General features: G+C 69.2%; 17 protein-coding genes and 1 riboswitch. Of the genes, 6 read left to right on the top strand and 11 right to left on the bottom strand.

Features of this window, described 5'->3' with window-relative positions:
* Positions 1 to 21 precede the first annotated feature (21 nt).
* On the bottom strand, positions 22 to 1308 hold the full coding sequence (locus tag CLM62_RS01090) for an extracellular solute-binding protein (protein ID WP_095747987.1): 1287 nt from the start codon (positions 1306 to 1308) through the stop codon (positions 22 to 24).
* Between the two features lie 392 nt (positions 1309 to 1700).
* Here CLM62_RS01090 and CLM62_RS01085 point away from each other — a divergent pair, with 392 nt between their 5' ends.
* The 5 genes from CLM62_RS01085 (at position 1701) to CLM62_RS01065 (ending at position 8457) form a co-directional block, all read left to right on the top strand.
* Positions 1701 to 2465 carry a GntR family transcriptional regulator gene (locus tag CLM62_RS01085; RefSeq protein ID WP_095747986.1) on the top strand — a complete coding sequence of 255 codons (765 nt, stop codon included), beginning with the start codon at positions 1701 to 1703 and terminating at the stop codon, positions 2463 to 2465.
* A 223-nt stretch (positions 2466 to 2688) separates the two neighbouring features.
* Entirely contained in the window at positions 2689 to 2943 is a 255-nt protein-coding gene (locus tag CLM62_RS01080) for a DUF3311 domain-containing protein (protein ID WP_095747985.1), read from the top strand.
* Positions 2940 to 4568, top strand: a complete 1629-nt coding sequence (gene mctP / locus CLM62_RS01075) for a monocarboxylate uptake permease MctP (RefSeq protein ID WP_095747984.1) — start codon at positions 2940 to 2942, stop codon at positions 4566 to 4568. The genes CLM62_RS01080 and mctP overlap by 4 nt, the downstream gene beginning before the upstream one ends.
* Positions 4569 to 4734: 166 nt before the next feature.
* Positions 4735 to 4881: riboswitch (cobalamin riboswitch) on the top strand.
* A 125-nt stretch (positions 4882 to 5006) separates the two neighbouring features.
* Complete coding sequence (locus CLM62_RS01070) at positions 5007 to 7391, top strand: ribonucleoside-diphosphate reductase subunit alpha (RefSeq protein ID WP_095747983.1); 2385 nt, start codon at positions 5007 to 5009, stop codon at positions 7389 to 7391.
* A gap of 55 nt (positions 7392 to 7446) precedes the next feature.
* The gene (locus CLM62_RS01065) at positions 7447 to 8457 is read left to right on the top strand and encodes a ribonucleotide-diphosphate reductase subunit beta (RefSeq protein WP_095747982.1); all 1011 of its coding nucleotides are present in this window, start codon (positions 7447 to 7449) and stop codon (positions 8455 to 8457) included.
* Here the strand turns inward: CLM62_RS01065 and CLM62_RS49645 are convergent.
* Complete coding sequence (locus tag CLM62_RS49645) at positions 8370 to 8612, bottom strand: hypothetical protein (RefSeq protein ID WP_179381886.1); 243 nt, start codon at positions 8610 to 8612, stop codon at positions 8370 to 8372. The genes CLM62_RS01065 and CLM62_RS49645 overlap by 88 nt on opposite strands.
* Before the next feature lie 92 nt (positions 8613 to 8704).
* Here CLM62_RS49645 and CLM62_RS01060 point away from each other — a divergent pair, with 92 nt between their 5' ends.
* On the top strand, positions 8705 to 9691 hold the full coding sequence (locus CLM62_RS01060; protein ID WP_095747981.1) for a GlxA family transcriptional regulator: 987 nt from the start codon (positions 8705 to 8707) through the stop codon (positions 9689 to 9691).
* A 4-nt stretch (positions 9692 to 9695) separates the two neighbouring features.
* Here the strand turns inward: CLM62_RS01060 and CLM62_RS01055 are convergent, their stop codons facing one another.
* The 9 genes from CLM62_RS01055 to CLM62_RS01015 all read right to left on the bottom strand — a co-directional run bounded on the left by CLM62_RS01055 (position 9696) and on the right by CLM62_RS01015 (position 18891).
* A complete protein-coding gene (locus tag CLM62_RS01055) occupies positions 9696 to 11072 on the bottom strand; it encodes a cytochrome P450 (protein WP_095747980.1) in 1377 nt (458 codons plus the stop codon).
* Complete coding sequence (gene cyc1 / locus CLM62_RS01050) at positions 11069 to 12154, bottom strand: epi-isozizaene synthase (protein WP_095747979.1); 1086 nt, start codon at positions 12152 to 12154, stop codon at positions 11069 to 11071. Before cyc1 ends, CLM62_RS01055 begins: the two co-directional genes overlap by 4 nt.
* A 289-nt stretch (positions 12155 to 12443) precedes the next feature.
* Complete coding sequence (gene def, locus CLM62_RS01045) at positions 12444 to 13094, bottom strand: peptide deformylase (RefSeq protein ID WP_095747978.1); 651 nt, start codon at positions 13092 to 13094, stop codon at positions 12444 to 12446.
* 72 nt (positions 13095 to 13166) lie between these two features.
* Positions 13167 to 14147, bottom strand: a complete 981-nt coding sequence (locus CLM62_RS01040) for a hypothetical protein (protein WP_095747977.1) — start codon at positions 14145 to 14147, stop codon at positions 13167 to 13169.
* A 103-nt stretch (positions 14148 to 14250) separates the two neighbouring features.
* Entirely contained in the window at positions 14251 to 15498 is a 1248-nt protein-coding gene (locus CLM62_RS01035; protein ID WP_095747976.1) for an HD-GYP domain-containing protein, read from the bottom strand.
* Positions 15495 to 16859, bottom strand: a complete 1365-nt coding sequence (locus CLM62_RS01030) for an HD-GYP domain-containing protein (protein ID WP_095748025.1) — start codon at positions 16857 to 16859, stop codon at positions 15495 to 15497. The genes CLM62_RS01035 and CLM62_RS01030 overlap by 4 nt, the downstream gene beginning before the upstream one ends.
* Before the next feature lie 103 nt (positions 16860 to 16962).
* Complete coding sequence (gene rsrA, locus CLM62_RS01025) at positions 16963 to 17274, bottom strand: mycothiol system anti-sigma-R factor (protein ID WP_095747975.1); 312 nt, start codon at positions 17272 to 17274, stop codon at positions 16963 to 16965.
* Positions 17271 to 17951 (bottom strand): RNA polymerase sigma factor SigR, encoded by a 681-nt coding sequence (gene sigR / locus CLM62_RS01020; RefSeq protein ID WP_218835531.1) that lies wholly within the window; start codon positions 17949 to 17951, stop codon positions 17271 to 17273. The genes rsrA and sigR overlap by 4 nt, the downstream gene beginning before the upstream one ends.
* 313 nt (positions 17952 to 18264) lie before the next feature.
* Positions 18265 to 18891 carry an alpha/beta family hydrolase gene (locus tag CLM62_RS01015; protein WP_095748023.1) on the bottom strand — a complete coding sequence of 209 codons (627 nt, stop codon included), beginning with the start codon at positions 18889 to 18891 and terminating at the stop codon, positions 18265 to 18267.
* Positions 18892 to 18902 lie beyond the last annotated feature (11 nt).

Genomic DNA, 18902 nt, shown 5'->3' with positions numbered 1-18902 from the left:
ACAACAGGGCCCCGCCGGCGGTCACTTGGTGTTGATGACCTTGTTGATCGCGGCGTCCGCTTCCTTCGCTGCGGCCTCGACCGACTTCTTGCCGGTGCCGATGTTCTGCAGCATGGTCTGCAGGACCTGGGCCTTCTCGACCTGGCCCCAGCCCGGTGCCATCGGGACGAACCAGTTGGACTCGGCCGCGGTGGCCGGGACCGCCGTCTCCGGGTCGCTCTTCAGCGTGGCGAGGTCGGTCTTGTTGTTGGGCAGGTTGCCCTTGGCGATCAGGCCCTTCTGGCCGGAGGGGCCGGTGAACGCGTTGATCCACTCGGCGGCGACGGCCTGCGCGTCCGACTTCACCGGCACGGCGAGGTCGCTGCCGCCCAGGAAGACGGGGAGGTTCTTGCCGGACGGGCCGGGCATCACGAAGTTCTCGACGTTGCCCTTGAGCTTGCCGGTCTTGTCGTTCTCCGGGGCGGCCGCGGTCGCGCCCTCCCAGGCCGGAGCGAAGATCATGCCGGACTTGCCCTGGCCGTAGACGATGTAACGGTCGGACTCGTCCTTGGTCTTGTCGCCGTACATGTACGTGTCGACGACGTTCTGGAACTCCTTCAGGCCCTTGATCGACTCCTGCGAGGAGAGGTTGCCCTTCCACTCGCCGCCCGACTCGACGGCGATCGAGCCGCCGGCGTCGTAGACGAAGGACATGGCCGCGTACCAGTCACGGGTGGGCTGGTACCAGGCGCTGAACTTGTCGCCCTGCTTCTTCTGGACCTTGTCCAGGGCGGCGGTCAGCTCGTCGTACGTCTTCGGGGCGGACTTGACGCCCACCGAGGCGAACACGTCCTTGCGCCAGTTGGCGACGCGACCGCCGGCGTAGTAGGGGACGCCGTAGGTCTTGCCGTCGTAGGTCACCGAGGCCTTGAGGCCGTCCAGCCAGGCGGAGGAGCTGTCGAACTTCGCCGGGTCGAGGGGGGCGAAGGCGCCCTTGACCATGTAGCTCAGCATCTCGGTGTTGCCCATCTCGACCACGTCGGGGGCCTTGTCGGTGGCGAGGACGGCGTCCAGCTTGGCGTTCTTGTCCGGCCAGCCGTAGTACTCGTGGTTGATCTTGATGCCGGGGTGCGCCTTCGTGACGGCCGCGTCGGCGGCCTTCACCAGCTCCGGCCAGTTGTTCTGCGCGTCGACGGTGAGCCAGACGGTCAGCTCCTTGGCGTCCGCCCCGCTGTCGTCCGAACCCCCGCTGCCACCGTCGCCCCCGCACGCCGCGATGGAGACCATCATTCCCGCGATACCGATCGCGGCTGTCAGCTTGCGCTTCACGCCATCCTCCTCAGGGATGCCATAACCCCCCTGCCTCCCTGCGGCTGACCTGGGTCTGCCCTCGGGGCCGGGACTGGACCAATGGTGTAGACCAGTAGGGGGAGCCTGGACCAGACCAATGGGGCTGTCAAGGGTGTTCTCGTGCGCTTCGACCGTCCGTTACGGGACCGCGATATACAGGAACCCTTCATTACGAAGTCCGACAGATCGGGCAGACCACTGGGCGGTAGCATGGAAACCATCGGTGGACTAGACCAGAAGGAAGTCCCGACGGTATACAGAGGGGATCACGAAGCGTGCGGGGGACATCCCGGTACGCTGCCGTGCCACGATGTGAGCCGTGGCCGATGGGATGTCGGTCGCTTCGGCACCCGGAGCCGGGAAGGCAGAGCATGAGCACCGACGTCAGCAGTGCGGAGAACGAGGGTGGAGCGAGTGTCCGTACCGCGCGCGTGCCCAAGTACTACCGCTTGAAGAAGCACCTGCTCGACATGACGGAGACGCAGTCGCCGGGCACGCCGGTGCCGCCCGAGCGCACGCTCGCCGCCGAGTTCGACACCTCGCGCACGACCGTGCGCCAGGCCCTCCAGGAGCTGGTGGTCGAGGGGCGCCTGGAGCGCATCCAGGGCAAGGGCACCTTCGTCGCCAAACCGAAGGTCTCGCAGGCGCTCCAACTCACCTCGTACACCGAGGACATGCGCGCCCAGGGCCTCGAACCCACCTCGCAGCTGCTGGACATCGGCTACATCACCGCCGACGACCGGCTCGCCGAGCTGCTCGACATCACGCCCGGCGGGCGGGTGCTGCGCATCGAGCGGCTGCGGATGGCGAACGGCGAGCCGATGGCCATCGAGACAACGCACCTGAGCGCGAAGCGCTTCCCGGCGCTACGCCGGTCGCTGGTCAAGTACACGTCCCTCTACACGGCGTTGGCCGAGGTGTACGACGTCCATCTCGCCGAGGCCGAGGAGACCATCGAGACCTCGCTGGCCACCCCGCGCGAGGCCGGCCTGCTCGGCACCGACGTGGGCCTGCCGATGCTGATGCTGTCCCGGCACTCGCTGGACCGGGACGGGCAGCCGGTGGAGTGGGTGCGGTCCGTCTATCGGGGGGACCGGTACAAGTTCGTGGCGCGGCTGAAACGGCCTGCGGAGTAAAGCTGGGCTGAGTGCCGGATCGGCTGGGGGTCCAGGGGTTATCCCCCGGCGAGCGGATGCGCACGGACCGGCAGGAGGCGGACCCGCGGCAGGGGTTCCGCTGCTGCTGAAGCGGCATCGGCACTGCACATCCGTTATACGGATGGGGGTTCCATAAAGCGGAACTGTCGCTTAGATTTCCTGCGCGTTGCACAGGTGATCAGTGAGGGGACGGAACCGCCGTATGTCTGATGCGTCAGAAGTGAAACCACCGGTGGTGACGCCGGTGCGTGTGGTCATCGCCCTCTGCCTCTTCGCGCCCTTCGTGGCGATGCTGTGGGTCGGTTCCTACGCCAAGACGGACCCCGCCTTCATCGGCATCCCGTTCTTCTACTGGTACCAGATGGCCTGGGTGCTGATCTCCACGGCGCTCACGATGATCGCGTACAAGCTGTGGCAGCGTGACCAGCGCGCGCGCCGGGGAGGTGCCGGAAAGTGAACGACGGCGTGAACGGCGTCGCACTCGCCGTCTTCATCTTCTTCTTCCTGGCCGTCACGGTCATGGGCTTCCTGGCCGCCCGCTGGCGCAAGGCCGAGAACGAGCACAGCCTCGACGAATGGGGTCTCGGCGGCCGCTCGTTCGGCACCTGGGTCACCTGGTTCCTGCTCGGCGGCGACCTGTACACGGCGTACACCTTCGTCGCCGTACCGGCGGCGATCTACGCGGCGGGCGCGGCCGGCTTCTTCGCGGTGCCGTACACCATCCTGATCTACCCGCTGATCTTCACGTTCCTGCCCCGCCTGTGGTCGGTCTCGCACAAGCACGGATACGTGACGACCTCGGACTTCGTGCGCGGCCGCTTCGGCTCGAAGGGGCTGTCGCTGGCGGTGGCCGTCACCGGCATCCTGGCGACCATGCCGTACATCGCGCTCCAACTGGTCGGCATCCAGGCCGTGCTGGACGTGATGGGCGTCGGCGGTGGCGAGGACACCAACTGGTTCATCAAGGACCTGCCGCTGCTGATCGCCTTCGGCGTGCTGGCCGCGTACACCTACTCGTCGGGTCTGCGGGCCCCCGCGCTGATCGCGTTCGTGAAGGACACGCTGATCTACATCGTCATCGCGGTGGCGATCATCTACATCCCGATCAAGCTCGGCGGCTTCGACGAGATCTTCGCCAAGGCGAGCGACGCGTACAGCCAGACCAACCCGGCGACGGGCGCGCCGCGCGGTGCGCTGGTCCCGGCGGAGGCCGGTCAGTGGACGTACGCCACCCTGGCGTTGGGCTCGGCGCTGGCGCTGTTCATGTACCCGCACTCGATCACGGCGACGCTGTCCTCGCGCAGCCGTGAGGTGATCCGGCGCAACACCACGATCCTGCCGCTGTACTCCCTGATGCTGGGCCTGCTGGCGCTGCTGGGCTTCATGGCGATCGCGGCCGGAATCAAGGTCAGCAACGGGCAGTTGGCGATTCCGCAGCTGTTCGAGGACATGTTCCCGAGCTGGTTCGCGGGTGTGGCCTTCGCGGCGATCGGCATCGGCGCGCTGGTGCCGGCGGCGATCATGTCGATCGCGGCCGCGAACCTCTTCACCCGCAACATCTACAAGGACTTCATCAAGCCGGACGCGACGCCGGAGCAGGAGACCAAGGTATCCAAACTGGTCTCGCTCCTGGTGAAGGTGGGCGCGCTGGCCTTCGTCCTGACGATGGACAAGACGGTCGCGATCAACTTCCAGCTCCTCGGCGGCATTTGGATCCTGCAGACCTTCCCGGCTCTGGTCGGTGGCCTGTTCACCCGCTGGTTCCACCGCTGGGCGCTGCTCGCGGGCTGGGCGGTCGGCATGGTCTACGGCACGGTCGCCGCGTACGGCGTCGCCTCGCCGACGCAGAAGCACTTCGGCGGCTCCGCGAAGGAGATCCCCGGTATCGGCGAGATCGGCTACATCGGTCTGACGGCGTTCGTGCTGAACGTGGTCGTCACCGTCGTTCTGACCTTCGTCCTGAAGGCGCTGAAGGCCCCGGAGGGCGTCGACGAGACCAAGCCGTCGGACTACACGGCCGACGCGGGCGACCCGGGCGTCCAGACGGAGCTGCCGCCGGCCACGGCGGGCGCCGCGCACTGAGCCGTACGCGAGAACGACGTATCTGAAGCACGGGCCGCCGGATTCGATCCGGCGGCCCGTCGCCGTTGCCGGCCGTGTGCCGCAAGGGCACGGGGCACCTCACTCTCCTCACCTACGAGTTGACGCTCCGAAACCACCGCGACACAACATATGGGGGTGCTGTCCTCGCGCGGCACAAGATGTATGCTCGTGCTCGCTGTCGCCGCAGGGGAATCCGGTGCGAATCCGGAACTGTCCCGCAACGGTGTACCCATGCGCCTATGTACGCGTATGGGCGTCAGTCCGAGGACCTGCCGACAGCGCGCCCGGCCGTCCGGTCCGGGTGTTCTGACGTCCGGGCCTCGTGGAATGGGCCGGTGGACGCGACGCCGCGTGCGCTCGTGTTGCCGCCGCCTGCCCTCCACCAGGCCCCTGTGCCGAGCGAGGGAGAGCCCCCACGTGACCATCGCGCCAGCCGAACCGGTTTCAGTGGCCATGGAGACCGACGGTCCCGGGACCGCGTTGCTGCGGACCCTGACCGAGCTGACCGCCGACCTGCCCGACGCCGACCCCGGCCGGGTCGCCGCCGCCGCGCTGCGCGGCCGGTCCGCTCGGGCCGACGAGACGGAGTTGCGCGAGCTGGCCACCGAGGCGGCCGCCGGCCTGATCTCCGAGGACCCGGTCTACTCGCGGCTGGCCGCCCGCCTGTTGACGATCGGCATCGCCGCCGAGGCCGCCTCGCAGGGCGTCACGTCCTTCACCGAGTCCGTCGCCGTGGGGCACCGGGAAGGGCTCATCGCCGACCGTACGGCCGAGTTCGTACGGGTGCACGCCGAGCGCCTCGACGCGCTGATCGACACGGACGCCGACGACCGCTTCGGCTACTTCGGCCTGCGCACCCTGCACAGCCGCTATCTGCTGCGGCACCCGATCACCCGCAAGGTGATCGAGACGCCCCAGCACTTCATGCTGCGCGTCGCCGCGGGTCTGGCGGAGGACACTGTGCTCAATGCGAAATCGGGGAGCAGGTCCCTCGACGAAGTCGCCGCGCTCTACCGGCTCATGAGCCGTCTCGACTACCTGCCCTCCTCCCCCACGCTCTTCAACTCCGGTACCCGCCACCCGCAGATGTCGTCCTGCTACCTCCTGGACTCCCCCAAGGACGAGCTGGACTCCATCTACGACCGCTACCACCAGGTGGCCCGCCTCTCGAAGCACGCCGGCGGCATCGGCATCGCCTATTCCCGCATCCGCTCCCGCGGTTCGCTGATCCGCGGCACCAACGGGCACTCCAACGGCATCGTCCCGTTCCTGAAGACCCTCGACGCCTCGGTCGCCGCCGTGAACCAGGGTGGCCGGCGCAAGGGCGCGGCGGCGGTCTACCTGGAGACCTGGCACTCCGACATCGAGGAGTTCCTGGAGCTGCGCGACAACACCGGTGAGGACGCCCGCCGTACGCACAACCTCAACCTCGCGCACTGGGTCCCGGACGAGTTCATGCGCCGGGTCGACGCCGACGGGCAGTGGTCGCTGTTCTCGCCGTCCGACGTGCCGGAGCTGGTCGACCTGTGGGGCGAGGAGTTCGACGCGGCGTACCGGTCGGCCGAGAAGAAGGGGCTGGCGAAGAAGACCATCCCCGCCCGTGACCTGTACGGCCGCATGATGCGCACCCTCGCGCAGACCGGCAACGGCTGGATGACCTTCAAGGACGCAGCCAACCGCACCGCCAACCAGACGGCCGAGCCGGGCCACGTGGTGCACTCCTCCAACCTCTGCACGGAGATCCTGGAGGTCGCGGACGACGGGGAGACGGCGGTCTGCAACCTGGGGTCGGTGAACCTGGGTGCGTTCGTCTCCGGCGGCGACATCGACTGGGAGCGGCTGGACGAGACGGTCCGTACCGCCGTCACCTTCCTCGACCGGGTCGTCGACATCAACTTCTACCCGACCGAGCAGGCGGGCCGCTCCAACTCCCGCTGGCGGCCGGTCGGCCTCGGCGCGATGGGCCTGCAGGACGTCTTCTTCCAGCTGCGCCTGCCCTTCGACTCACCGGAGGCCAAGCGGCTCTCCACGCGGATCGCCGAGCGCATCATGCTCGCCGCGTACGAGGCCTCCGCCGACCTCGCCGAGCGGGGCGGCCCGCTACCGGCCTGGGAGAAGACCCGCGCGGCCCGGGGTGTCCTCCACCCCGACCACTACGACACGGAGTTGACCTGGCCGGAGCGCTGGGCGGCCCTGCGCGAGCGGATCGCCTCCGTCGGCATGCGCAACTCGCTGCTGCTGGCGATCGCGCCCACCGCCACCATCGCCTCGATCGCGGGCGTGTACGAGTGCATCGAGCCGCAGGTGTCCAACCTGTTCAAGCGCGAGACGCTGTCCGGCGAGTTCCTCCAGGTCAACGCCTACCTGGTGAAGGAGCTGAAGGCGCTGGGCGTGTGGGACGCGCGCACCCGAGAGGCGCTGCGCGAGGCGAACGGCTCGGTGCAGGACTTCGCCTGGATCCCCGAGGACGTACGGGCCCTGTACCGCACCGCGTGGGAGATCCCGCAGCGCGGCCTGATCGACATGGCGGCGGCCCGCACCCCGTTCCTGGACCAGTCCCAGTCGCTGAACCTCTTCCTGGAGACGCCCACCATCGGCAAGCTCTCCTCGATGTACGCGTACGCCTGGAAGTCGGGCCTGAAGACGACGTATTACCTGCGCTCGCGCCCGGCGACCCGCATCGGCCGCGCCGCCCGAGCCCAGGCCCAGCCCGAAAAGACCATCCCCGTACAGCAGCCGGCGCCCGACGAGGCCGTCGCCTGCTCCCTGGAGAACCCCGAGTCCTGCGAGGCCTGCCAGTAATTCCCACCCGCCACCCGACCACCACCCTGGAGGACGGCGCTTCGCGCCGACAGTGATGATGCGTAACACGAACCTGCTCGACCCGGGCTTCGAGCTGACTCTGCGCCCCATGCGCTACCCCGACTTCTACGAGCGCTACCGGGACGCCATCAAGAACACCTGGACGGTGGAGGAGGTCGACCTCCACTCCGATGTGTCGGATCTCGCGAAACTGTCACATGGTGAGCAGCACCTCATCGGCCGCCTGGTCGCCTTCTTCGCGACGGGCGACTCGATCGTCGCGAACAACCTGGTGCTGACGCTGTACAAGCACATCAACTCTCCCGAGGCACGGCTGTACCTGAGCCGGCAGCTCTTCGAGGAGGCAGTCCACGTCCAGTTCTACTTGACGCTCCTGGACACCTACCTGCCCGACCCGGAGGACAGGTCCGCGGCCTTCGACGCCGTCGAGAACATCCCCTCCATCCGCGAGAAGGCCGAGTTCTGCTTCAAGTGGATCAACGAGGTCGAGAAGCTGGACCGTCTGGAGACGAAGGCGGACCGCCGCCGCTTCCTGCTCAACCTCATCTGCTTCGCCGCGTGCATCGAGGGGCTGTTCTTCTACGGCGCCTTCGCCTACGTCTACTGGTTCCGCAGCCGGGGTCTGCTGCACGGCCTCGCTACCGGCACCAACTGGGTGTTCCGCGACGAGACCATGCACATGAGCTTCGCCTTCGACGTCGTGGACACCGTCCGCAAGGAGGAGCCGGAGCTGTTCGACGACCGGCTCGAGCAGCAGGTCACCGACATGCTGCGGGAGGCCGTCGAGGCCGAGCTGCAGTTCGCGCGCGACCTGTGCGGTGACGGCCTCCCGGGCATGAACACCGACTCGATGCGGCAGTACCTGGAGTGCGTGGCCGACCAGCGCCTGACGCGCCTCGGCTTCGCTCCGGTGTACGGCTCCGAGAACCCCTTCTCCTTCATGGAGCTCCAGGGCGTTCAGGAGCTGACCAACTTCTTCGAGCGGCGTCCGTCGGCGTACCAGGTCGCGGTGGAGGGCACCGTGGACCTGGACGAGGACTTCTGATTCTCGTGGGCCTCGCGGGCCTCCTGGGCCTCCCTGATCTGACGGTCGATGCGCCGGTCGCGCAGGATGCCGATCACTGACGGGAGGACCAGGAGGACGAGGATCCCGAGGACGGTGAGCATTCCGATCAGTCCTTGTGTCTGTGCGGTAGTCATGACACCACTCTCGCGCCGGACACTCCTTACCGACAGTGGCAGGACTGCCGTAGACCCTCGATTTACTGCCAGATCCGAGGCACACTGGCGGCATGCTGCACAACGTGGCCGCCGTCCTGCTCGACGGCGTGCATCCCTTCGAACTCGGCGTCGTCTGCGAGGTCTTCGGCATCGACCGCCGCGACGAGGGCCTGCCGGTGTACGACTTCGCGGTCGTCTCGGCGGAGGGCCCCTCGCTCCGCACACATGTCGGCGGCCTCACGGTCTCCACGCCGTACGGCCTGGACCGGCTGGACGAGGCCGATCTGATCGCCGTGCCGGCCGGGAGCGACTACGTCAGCCGGGAGTATCCGCCGGAGCTGCTCGACGCCCTGGTCCGGGCCGTGGACCGGGGCGCCCGGGTGCTCAGCGTCTGTTCCGGCGTGTTCGCGATCGGTGCCGCCGGGCTGCTCGACGGGCGGCGGTGCAGTGTGCACTGGCGGCAGGCGGAGGAGCTGGCCCGGCGCTATCCGAAGGCGATCATCGAGCCCGACGTGCTGTACGTCGACGAGGACCCGGTGATCACCTCGGCCGGCACCGCCGCCGGCATCGACGCCTGTCTGCACATCGTGCGCAAGGAACAGGGGCCGGAGATCGCCAACAAGATCGCCCGGCGGATGGTGGTGCCGCCGCACCGTGACGGCGGGCAGGCCCAGTACATCGAGCGCCCGCTGCCGCGGTCCCAGTGCGACACGGTCGGCGAGGTGCTGGTGTGGATGGACCAGCACCTCGACGAGGAGGTCACCGTCGAGCAGCTCGCCGACCTCGCGCACATGTCCCCGCGCACCTTCGCCCGTCGCTTCCAGCAGGAGACAGGAACGACTCCCTACCGCTGGATCCTGCGCCAACGCGTGCTGCTGGCCCAGCGGTTGCTGGAGGCGACGGACGAGACGGTGGACGCGATCGCCGGTCGAACGGGGTTCGGGAACGCGGCCGCGCTGCGCCACCAGTTCGTCCGGGCGGTGGGGACCACCCCGAACGCCTACCGGCGCACCTTCCGGGGCCCCGAGGCCGGAGCCGAAGCCGGTGACGCCGCCTGACCCGTCACCTCGGCACGGGCTTCAGCAGCAGCCGGTGCGGGCGCAGCGTGATGCCCACCCGGGTCCCGTCGTTGGACCCGGCCACCTGCTCGAAGCGGTACCTGGTCGACAGCGCCGCCGTGATGAGCGTCAGCTGAGCCATCGAGAAGTGGTCGCTCGGGCACTTGCGATTGCCCGTGCTGAACGGGCTCATGGCGTGTTTCGGCACGTCCTTGACCCGGTCCGGAAGCCAGCGGTCGGGGTCGAACTCCAGGTTGTCCGCATACGAACGCGGATCGCGCTGGATCGCGTACGGGCTGTACACGATGTCGGCTCCGGCCGGGATGCGGTATCCACCGAGTTCCGTGTCCCGCACCGCCCGTCGCGTCAAAATCCATACCGCGGGTCGCAAACGCATGGCCTCGACGACGACATTGTTCGTGTGCCTGAGCTTGCGGACGTCCTCGAATGCGACCGGGCGGCCGCCGGTGACGGATTCGACTTCCGCGCGCACCTTGTCCCCGTGTTCCGGGTGTTCCGCGAGGACCTGGAGCAGCCACATGATCGTGGACGCGACAGTTTCGCTGCCCGGGGTGAGGATGGCGACGACCTGGTCGTGGATCTCCTGTTCCCCGATGGGGTCGCCGTTATCGTCCCGCGCCTCCAGCAACGCCGTCAGCAAATCGTCCGGCTTTTGACCAGATGCCCTCCGCTCGGCGACGATCTCGTCGACGAGGAGATGCAGATCAGCCAGCGCCCGATTGAATTGCCGATTGGGCGGCAGCGGCAGCCGGTAGAGCGGCCCGGCGGGTATCACCATCCGCCGGTACATGCCCCGGAAGACGGTGGCGAGCGCGACGCACAGCCGCTCGGCCCGCTCGTCCATGAAGTCGCCACGCAGCAGACAGCGGGCCGCGATGCGCACAGCGACACGGAAGGACTCGGAGGTGCAGTCGATCGTCTCGCCGGGCTTCCAGCGCTCGGTCAGCGCGTGCGCCTCCTCCTCCATGATCGGGCCGTACGCGGGGATGGCGTCGAGCCGGAAGGCGGGCTGGATGGTGCGCCGCTGGCGGCGGTGGAGCGGGCCGTTGGCGGTGGCCACGCCTTCCTTGCCGAGCAGGCCCTCCAGCGACTCCCACAGCGGGCCGGCGATGATGTAGTCGTTGCTCAGCGCGATGGCTCCGGTGAGGGCCGGCGTGGTGACGGCGTACACCGTCTTGGGGCCGAGCTTCAGGCGTACGACGTCGCCGTGGTCACGCAGCTGGGCCATGAAGGCGAGCGGGTCGCGGACCAGCTTCCAGCCGTGGCCGAGGACGGGGACGCCCCCGCCCGCGAAGGGCGGCTCACGCAGCTTCGACGCCAGGGACTCCTGGGCTTCGGGGTTCACAGACTCGACGGTCATTTCTCACCTGCCGTTTCGTTGTTGACGTACGGGGGCGTGGACCGGTCGTCCCAGCTGTCGACCATGTACCGGCGGGACTCGTGGTGGAACCAGTAGACGGTGCTGAACCAGTTCCGCATATTGCAGACGCAGGCGCGCACGGCTGCGCCGAGTTCCTTTCCGCGGATCGTGCCGTCCTCGAGTTCGTCGGCGAGACGTAAGGCGTCCCGTTCGGCGACGAGGAATTCCTCTATGCATTGCTCGACGCGCCGCCGGACCTCCGCGACCGCCTCTTCCAGAGTCAGCCCGTGGTGTTTGACGAGGCTGATTCCGAGATTGTGCACCTCGTCGCCCGCTATTTCCTTGGGAAGCGAACACAGATCGTTGTACCAGGCCGCGAATTCCTGGCTCAGCAGCGCCGCCCGCCGATATGCCGGGTGTTTCCGAACGCCGTCGGGGAGTTCGCAGCCCGCGCTCGGCTCCAGCAGATCGGTCCAGATCCAGTGCGCGAAGGTGAGGCGGCGCAGGGCGAGATATTCCTCGACCGTGGGGACGATTCCCTCGGTCCGATTGCGGAATTCTCGGTCATATGCCTCGATCACCTGGTGGAAGTGGCGGGCGAACCGGGTGTTCCACGTCTGCGGCAGGAACGAGTACAGCCGCACCATGCTGTCCGCGAACGCGGCGACCAGGGGATCCTCATGGTGCAGATGGTTCCGGGGGGAGTCGAGGGCCGCGTGCAACCGGAACCTGAGCCGCCGCCAGGCCGCCGGGCGGCCGTGCACGATGTCGCGGTCGTGGCGGTCGTCCCAGACGAAGAACCACGCGCTGTAGTCCGCGATCGCCTGGAGGACGTCGTCGGGGGCGCCGATGTAGTACCCCGCCATGAGGTCGGTGTAGCACAGGCCGTCGGCATATTCCTCCACCTTGTCCGCCGGCATGAGCCGTTTTTCCAGTAACCAGGTGCGTGTCTTCTCCTGGAGCCTGGGCCAATACGGGTGCAGTTGCCTGGGAAACGCTGCCTCGATCACCGGAAGTGAGAGCGATGGCGGGACCGGGACCGCCGTCGGTGTCGATGTGGTGCCGTGTGGGAAAACATGCACGAAACAAACCCCTCTCAGCCGCCAGTTACCGCACGCCTCCCGCTGTGCCGGGCGTGCGCCGTTGCGTATCCCCGCACTTCCATTCAGCACTACAACTGACCGGTCTGGGAACGGATTTGCTCCATTCACTACCCCACAGTGCCGAGACCTCCCCCTTGCGCGACTGATTCTCGATCACCCGGCGAGCGGAAACGATCGGACGTGCGACAGACAGACGAACGGCGCCTGTTCGGGAAGGGGACTCCGAAACAGACGCCGTACGGAAGGAAGTCAGGAGGCTACGGGGACCTCAGTCGTTGGCGACGACGGGGTAGCGAGGCTCGTTCTCGGCCATCTGCCGCAGCGCGTCCTTGCGTTCGCGCTTGGAGAGCCGGTCGATGTAGAGGTAGCCGTACAGGTGATCGGTCTCGTGCTGCAAACACCGAGCGAAGTAACCGGTGCCACGCACCTTGACCGGGTTGCCCTTCTCGTCCTGCCCGGTCACCTCGGCGTAGTCCGGGCGGGCGAGCGGCGCGTACGCCGTCGGCACGGACAGACAGCCCTCGTTGGCGTCGTCCAGCCGGCGCTTGTCGGCGGGCAGGTCGACGAGCCTCGGGTTGCAGACGACGCCCACGTGCCGCCGGCCCTCGTCGTCCTGGCAGTCGTAGACGAAGACCTTCAGGTCGACACCGATCTGGTTGGCGGCCAGGCCCACGCCCTCGGCGGTGCGCTGCGAGGCGAACATGTCCGCGATCAGCTGGTCGAGCTCCGCGCCGAACTCGGTGACGTCCCTGCACTCCTTGTGCAGTACCGGGTTCCCGACGACCGTGATGGGCCGCGAGGTGCCGCGCTCCCGCCAGCCGTTCTCACGCTCCTCGCAGTCCTCGGTGTCGATGACGAAGCCCTCGTCGTCCACGGGGAGCACGCCCGCGTGCTGCTGATCGGTGTCCTGCTGCGCCATGACCGACGTATGCCTTCCTCAAAAACGGGGGGTGTGATGCTGATACAGGGTACGGCGCTCCGCGCGTGCCCCTCAGCAGACCTCTTCCAGGTCCCGCCAGTCCCGGGAATCCGGACTGTCCGCGACCCACCCGTCCAACAACCCCCGAACCAGCGAAGCCGGCGCAGCCACCCCGCACTCCCGCTCCGGCACCCACAACTGCCCATCCGTCCGATGCCCCAGCGGCCCGGGATGCCCCGGCTCACTGTGATCATGCGGATCGAGATGCTCACCGTCGCCCTCGTCGGACGGCATCCGGGACTCCGAGCACATCCGGCACAACAGCCGCACGGACGACGACCAGTCCTCCGCGGCGAACCCGGCGTCAGCCGCGAGCTGCTCCAGGGCGTCCCGGTCGGCCTCGGTCGCGGCCTCCAGCAGGACCACCCAGGTCGGCACGGGAGAAGGCGCCCACAGCTCGATCTCGTCGAACACCGGATAGGCGTGCCCGGCGGCCGTGGTGCGCTCCCCGTGCGGCACCCCGTCGTGCAGCACGACCTCGCCCCAGCGCCGCCCTGAGGACGGCAGGGGGATCGAGAGCACCTCTATGCGGGCGGGGTCGAGCCGCCGCCCCCACACCACCTCGGCCTCCCCCTCAGGGGACAGCCGTACGGCCGCACTGCCGAGGTCCATGCCCACGGGTTCACCCGAAGCGGTGGCCCCGCCCGGCACCCGCAACCCGTACGCCTGCCAGGCCCGCCGCGCCAGCGGCCAGTCCTGCAGCGCGGTGGCCGCGATGCCGACGTTCCACCAGTCGGGCGCCCCGGTCTCCCGGTCCAGCAGCGCGACGGCCCGCAGGCCCGCCGCCCGGGCCTGCTCCCAGTCGTGCCGGAACTTGTGCAGCAGGGCCAGGTTGAACCAGGACTCCGACAGCCAGGGCTCCAGATCGGCGGCCCTCGTGAGCAGCGCGCCCGCGTCCTCGTACCGGCCGTCGCCGATCAGCGTGAACGCGCGGTCTGTGGCCTGCCGCCAAGTGGCGGAGGGCCGGTGCCGTCCCTTGCCGAAGATCCTCACGATTCCCGCCTGCCAGTTCCGTTCAGTGGGCTGGCTGTGCCCCCGGACACCTCTTTCTCGCATCCAACCACGTACGGCTGGAAGGACGCTCATTACCCATGGGTTACCCAACCGCGGGCAGGGTCAGACAGTCTCTTGCGAGCACCCGGGCCAGTGCCTCCACGACTTCCGGGGCGTACTCGCCGCCCGTCGCCAGGCGCAGTTCCTCCAGCGCCTTCAGGGGCCCGCCGGGCCCGGCGGCCCGCGCCTTCTCCTCGTACGCGTTCACCGCCCGTACGATCCGCGCGGCGACCGGCTGCTCCCCGCAGGGGTCGGCCTGCCGCTCCACGACCACAGCGACCGCGGCGTCGACCCCGGTCTGCCGGACGACGGCACCGCCGAGCAGGGCGATGCGCCGCTGCTCGTCGACGGGGAGCCCGGCGGTGGCCCCCGCCGGCACGGGATCGACCAGGCTCAGCTGCCCGATGTCGTGCATGAGGGCCGCGTACTCCAGGACGGTGAGCTCCGGCTCGGTGAGTCCCAGGTCCCGCCCCACGGCCTGGCTGAGTGCGGCCACGCGCCGGGCGTGCCCGGCCGGGGTGTATCCGGCGACCTCGGTGGCGCGGGCGAGGGAGGCGATGGTCTGCCGGTAGGTGGCCCGCACGGCGGCGTAGCGGCGGAAGGACACCTGGGTGAGCAGAAGAGGGAGCGAGAAGACGGGCAGCGCCCACAGCCCCACGACGGCGACCGCGAGCGCCATCACGGCCCCGGTCGCGCACACGGCGGACCCGATGCCGAGCAGCGCCCGCAGCTCCTCCCGCAGCAGCGGACAGAAGGGCCATCGGGTACGGGCGTGCGCCAGCGCGGCGGCCAGCACGGCGTCGCACAGCGCGGTGAGGGCGAGCAGCGCGAGCAGCAGCAGGGCGTAGGCGTGGCCGCCCCATCCGCTGAACATCCCCTGGTTGTACAGGGGTTGGAAGCACACGGCGGCGAATCCGACGGTGAGCAGGCGCCGGGCGAGATGGTCGAGGGTCGGACCCGGCCCCCGCCCGATGTAGGGCACGCATCCGAGGAGGGAGGCGGCGAGGACGACGGTGACGACCTGGAGGCCGCCGTGGTGGGTGGCCTGCCCGGTGTCCTCCCCCAGCAGGGCGTACGACAGCGCCCCCGCGGCCCCGAGCGGCGCGGCCTCCCGGACGCGGGCGCCGGTCCACCGGCTGAGCTCTCCCACGGTGATCAGGACGCCGAAGGCGAGGGCGATGCCGGGCTCCTCGAGACCGGTCCAGAGGGTGATGGCGAGGGAGAGGGCGGCGAGGAGGCCGGCGCAGGCGTGGATGAGGCGGAGGATCACCTGAGGTCGCCCGGCCGTCATGGTGTGCTCCGGCCGACGCTGTCCGGGTGTGTCCGGCTGGAAACGGGCGGGTCCGGCGGGAGAGGGCGGGGTGGGGGAACGTCGTCCGCCGTGACCGCCGGATGCCATCCGTGCCGACTCAGCGCCCGCACCAACGCCCGCACCATCAGCGGATCGAACTGAGCGCCCGCACACCGCTCCAGCTCCCGCAGAGCGACGTCGACCGGACGCGCCCGGCTGTAGCACCGCGTGGACGTCATCGCGTCGAACGCGTCAGCGACGGCCACCACCCGCGCCGACTCCGGAATCTGGCTCCCCCGCAGCCCGTACGGATACCCGCTCCCGTCCAACCGCTCGTGGTGATGCAGTACGGCCGCCCGCGCCTCCCCGAGAAAGCAGATCCCCCGCACCATCTCGTGCCCGTACTCGGGATGCAGCTCGATCACCCGCCGCTCCTCGGGCGTCAACGGCCCGTCCTTGCGGAGCAACCGCGTGGGAACCCCCAGCTTCCCCACGTCGTGCAGGATCCCGGCGAACCGCAGCACCTCGACCCGCTCGTCGGGCATCCCCAGCTCGCGGGCGATCATCATCGACGCCTGCCCGACGCGCTCACTGTGCCCGCGCGTGTACCCGTCCTTGATGTCGACGGCCTGCACGAGCGCCCGGATCGTCGCCCGGTGGGCCCCACGCTCCCGGTGGTACTGCGCGAACGCCCACCACGACACACACATCGGCAGCATGACGAGCAACGCGGCGACCGGTCCGTACGGACTCCGCCACAGCACGGCCATCATCAGCCCGGCGAGCCCGTGCACGGCGATCGGCGCCAGCAACCGCGGGAACAAGCCCCGCCAGGCCCGCCGTACCGGAACCCTCCCCCGCTGCCCCGAAGGCGCGGGCGGTGCCCCCACCGCCAGGGCCCGGATCCCGCCGTCCAGCACGCTCAGCACCAGGCAGAAGGCCAGCACCGCCGCCCCGGCCGGCCCGAGCGCGAACGGCACGTCGCAGGCGCCGACGGCATCCCGCCCGCCCAGCGCGCCGTGCACCCGCGCCGCCACCCACACAGCGACGGAGAGCTGCGCCGCCCGCCAGAGCCTGCGCAGCCACCGCGGCCGCTGCTCGACGGGGGACAGCAAGGCGCCCGGAAGTGGTACCAGCGCGGCGGCGGACGGCGGCAGCAGAAAAGCCGCGGCGAGCAGCACGGGGTAAAAGGTTCCGGCGAACCGCCACCGGGCGGCGACCTGTTCGCAGCCGCCGTACAACACGGCGAACAGCAGCACCGCCCACCAGGGCGTTCGCACCGTCGGCAGCGGTAACACGCAGATCAGCGCGCCGACGACCACGCAGGAGACGTACGCACGTGCCCGTGCCGGAACCTCCATCGCGCCCTCCCCGGCCATGTCCGATCCGGGTCCGGAGCCTAGGACGGCGACAGGGGGGCCTGCGGGCTGTTGACCCGCCGATTAGCACGTTCGGGTGACGGGCTCAGGACTCCTGCGGAGTCGGCGGCGCGGCCGTCACATCATGTTCGGGCACCGCCTGGCCGGAGCGGATCAGGTCGATCCGCCCCAGGACCTTGGAGCGCAGGTCGCTGGGCACGTCGTCATGCCCGCAGCACCGCTTGACCAGCTTCTTCACGGCCTGCTCCAGGCCGTACTTCTCCAGACACGGCGAGCACTCCTGGAAGTGCTGCTTGAACTTGTCGCGATCGACGTCCGGCATCTCACTGTCGAGGAACTCGTACAGATGATCGAGTACCTCACCGCAGTCCGTCTCGTGCGGCTCTCCGCAGCTCATGAGCCCGAGCCTTTCGCTTCGTTCGACTCTCCGGCGCCGGCCGGGACCAGCCCGCGCTCACGGGCATAGTCCTCGAGCATGCCGCGCAGTTGACGGCGGCCCCGGTGCAGCCGGGACATCACCGTACCGATGGGTGTCCCCATGATGTCCGCGATCTCCTTGTACGCAAAGCCCTCTACATCCGCGAGGTAGACGGCGATGCGGAATTCCTCGGGGATCGCCTGAAGTGCTTCCTTCACGTCCGAGTCGGGCAGGTGGTCGAGCGCCTGCGACTCCGCGGAGCGCAGACCCGTCGACATGTGCGACTCGGCACGCGCCAGCTGCCAGTCCTCGATCTCCTCGGCCGCGGAGCGCTGGGGTTCACGCTGCTTCTTGCGGTACGAGTTGATGAAGGTGTTGGTGAGGATCCGGTACAGCCACGCCTTGAGGTTGGTGCCCTCGCGGAACTGGTGGAACGACGCGTACGCCTTGGCGTACGTCTCCTGCACCAGGTCCTCGGCGTCGGCCGGGTTGCGCGTCATGCGCAGCGCGGCCGAGTACATCTGGTCGAGGAACTCCAGCGCGTCCCGCTCGAAGCGCGCGCTGCGCTCGGCGGTCGACTCGCTGTTGCCCGGGCCCTCGGGCTGCTCCGCCTGACCGTGTTCGGTCCCTGCGTCGGTCCCAGTGACCGGACCCACCTCCTCCAGTGTCTGGGCAGAACCGAGACCGGTCCCACCAGAATCGGAGGATAGACGACGATCCGGTCCGCCCGCCGCTCGAATAGGGGCGGTCTTCGCCGCATGCAGCACCGTCCAGTCCAATTCTGTACGGCTGCCACGGCTCGAATCAGACTCCGCCGGGCGCAGCCCGTCCACGGGGTGGTGGCGGGAGGCGGGCGGGCAGAAGGTCGAACCCATGCGGCGGACTTCCTCTCCAACGACGTCTGTGCCGGTGCTCTCAGCACTTCTGTCCGCCACAACACCAGGCCCGCCCCGCAACATTCCCGGGCCGTCACACCAGTGACCCGGCCCACCTCGCGACCCCGTCGGTGATGATCGCCAGGGCCTCCTCCTGGCCGATGTCCGCCCGCTTCGGCACGGCGAAGCCATGATCGCCGTACGGCACCTCGACCAGTTCGTACGATCCCTCGGGGAACTCCGCCGGCCTCCCCCACGGGTCGTTGCCGCCCTGGACGACGAGGGTGGGGACCCCGGCCCCGAGCAGCTCCTCGGCGCGGGACTTCTCGGGCTTGCCCGGCGGGTGCAGCGGGAAGGCGAGGGCGAGAACCGCGTGCGCGCCGAGTTCGGCGGCCGTACGGCAGGCGACGCGGGCCCCCGCGCTGCGGCCGCCGGAGATCACCGGCAGCCCCGGCTCGGCCAGCGCGGGCCAGACGCCCCGCCAGCCGACGTCCAGCGTCTTCGGCGCGGGCGCCATCTTCTTTCCGGCGACCCGCCAGGGCTGCTCCACCCGGGCGACGGTGACGCCGTGGGCGGGCAGGACGGCGGCGAGCGCCTGGAGGTCCCGTGCCTCGATGCCGCCGCCGGCGCCGTGGCTCACGGCCAGGACCAGCCGCGCCCTCCTGGCCTTGTGCCAGGTGATGCGGGCGGCACCGGCGTCCGTGTCGATGATCTCGGTCACATTGATCTCGG

Origin of the sequence: Streptomyces sp. SA15, assembly GCF_002291145.1 — a bacterium.
In the GTDB taxonomy this organism is placed as follows: domain Bacteria; phylum Actinomycetota; class Actinomycetes; order Streptomycetales; family Streptomycetaceae; genus Streptomyces.
The sequence above is the reverse complement of the archived record's forward strand: the minus strand, read 5'-3'. Positions and strand labels throughout refer to the sequence as shown.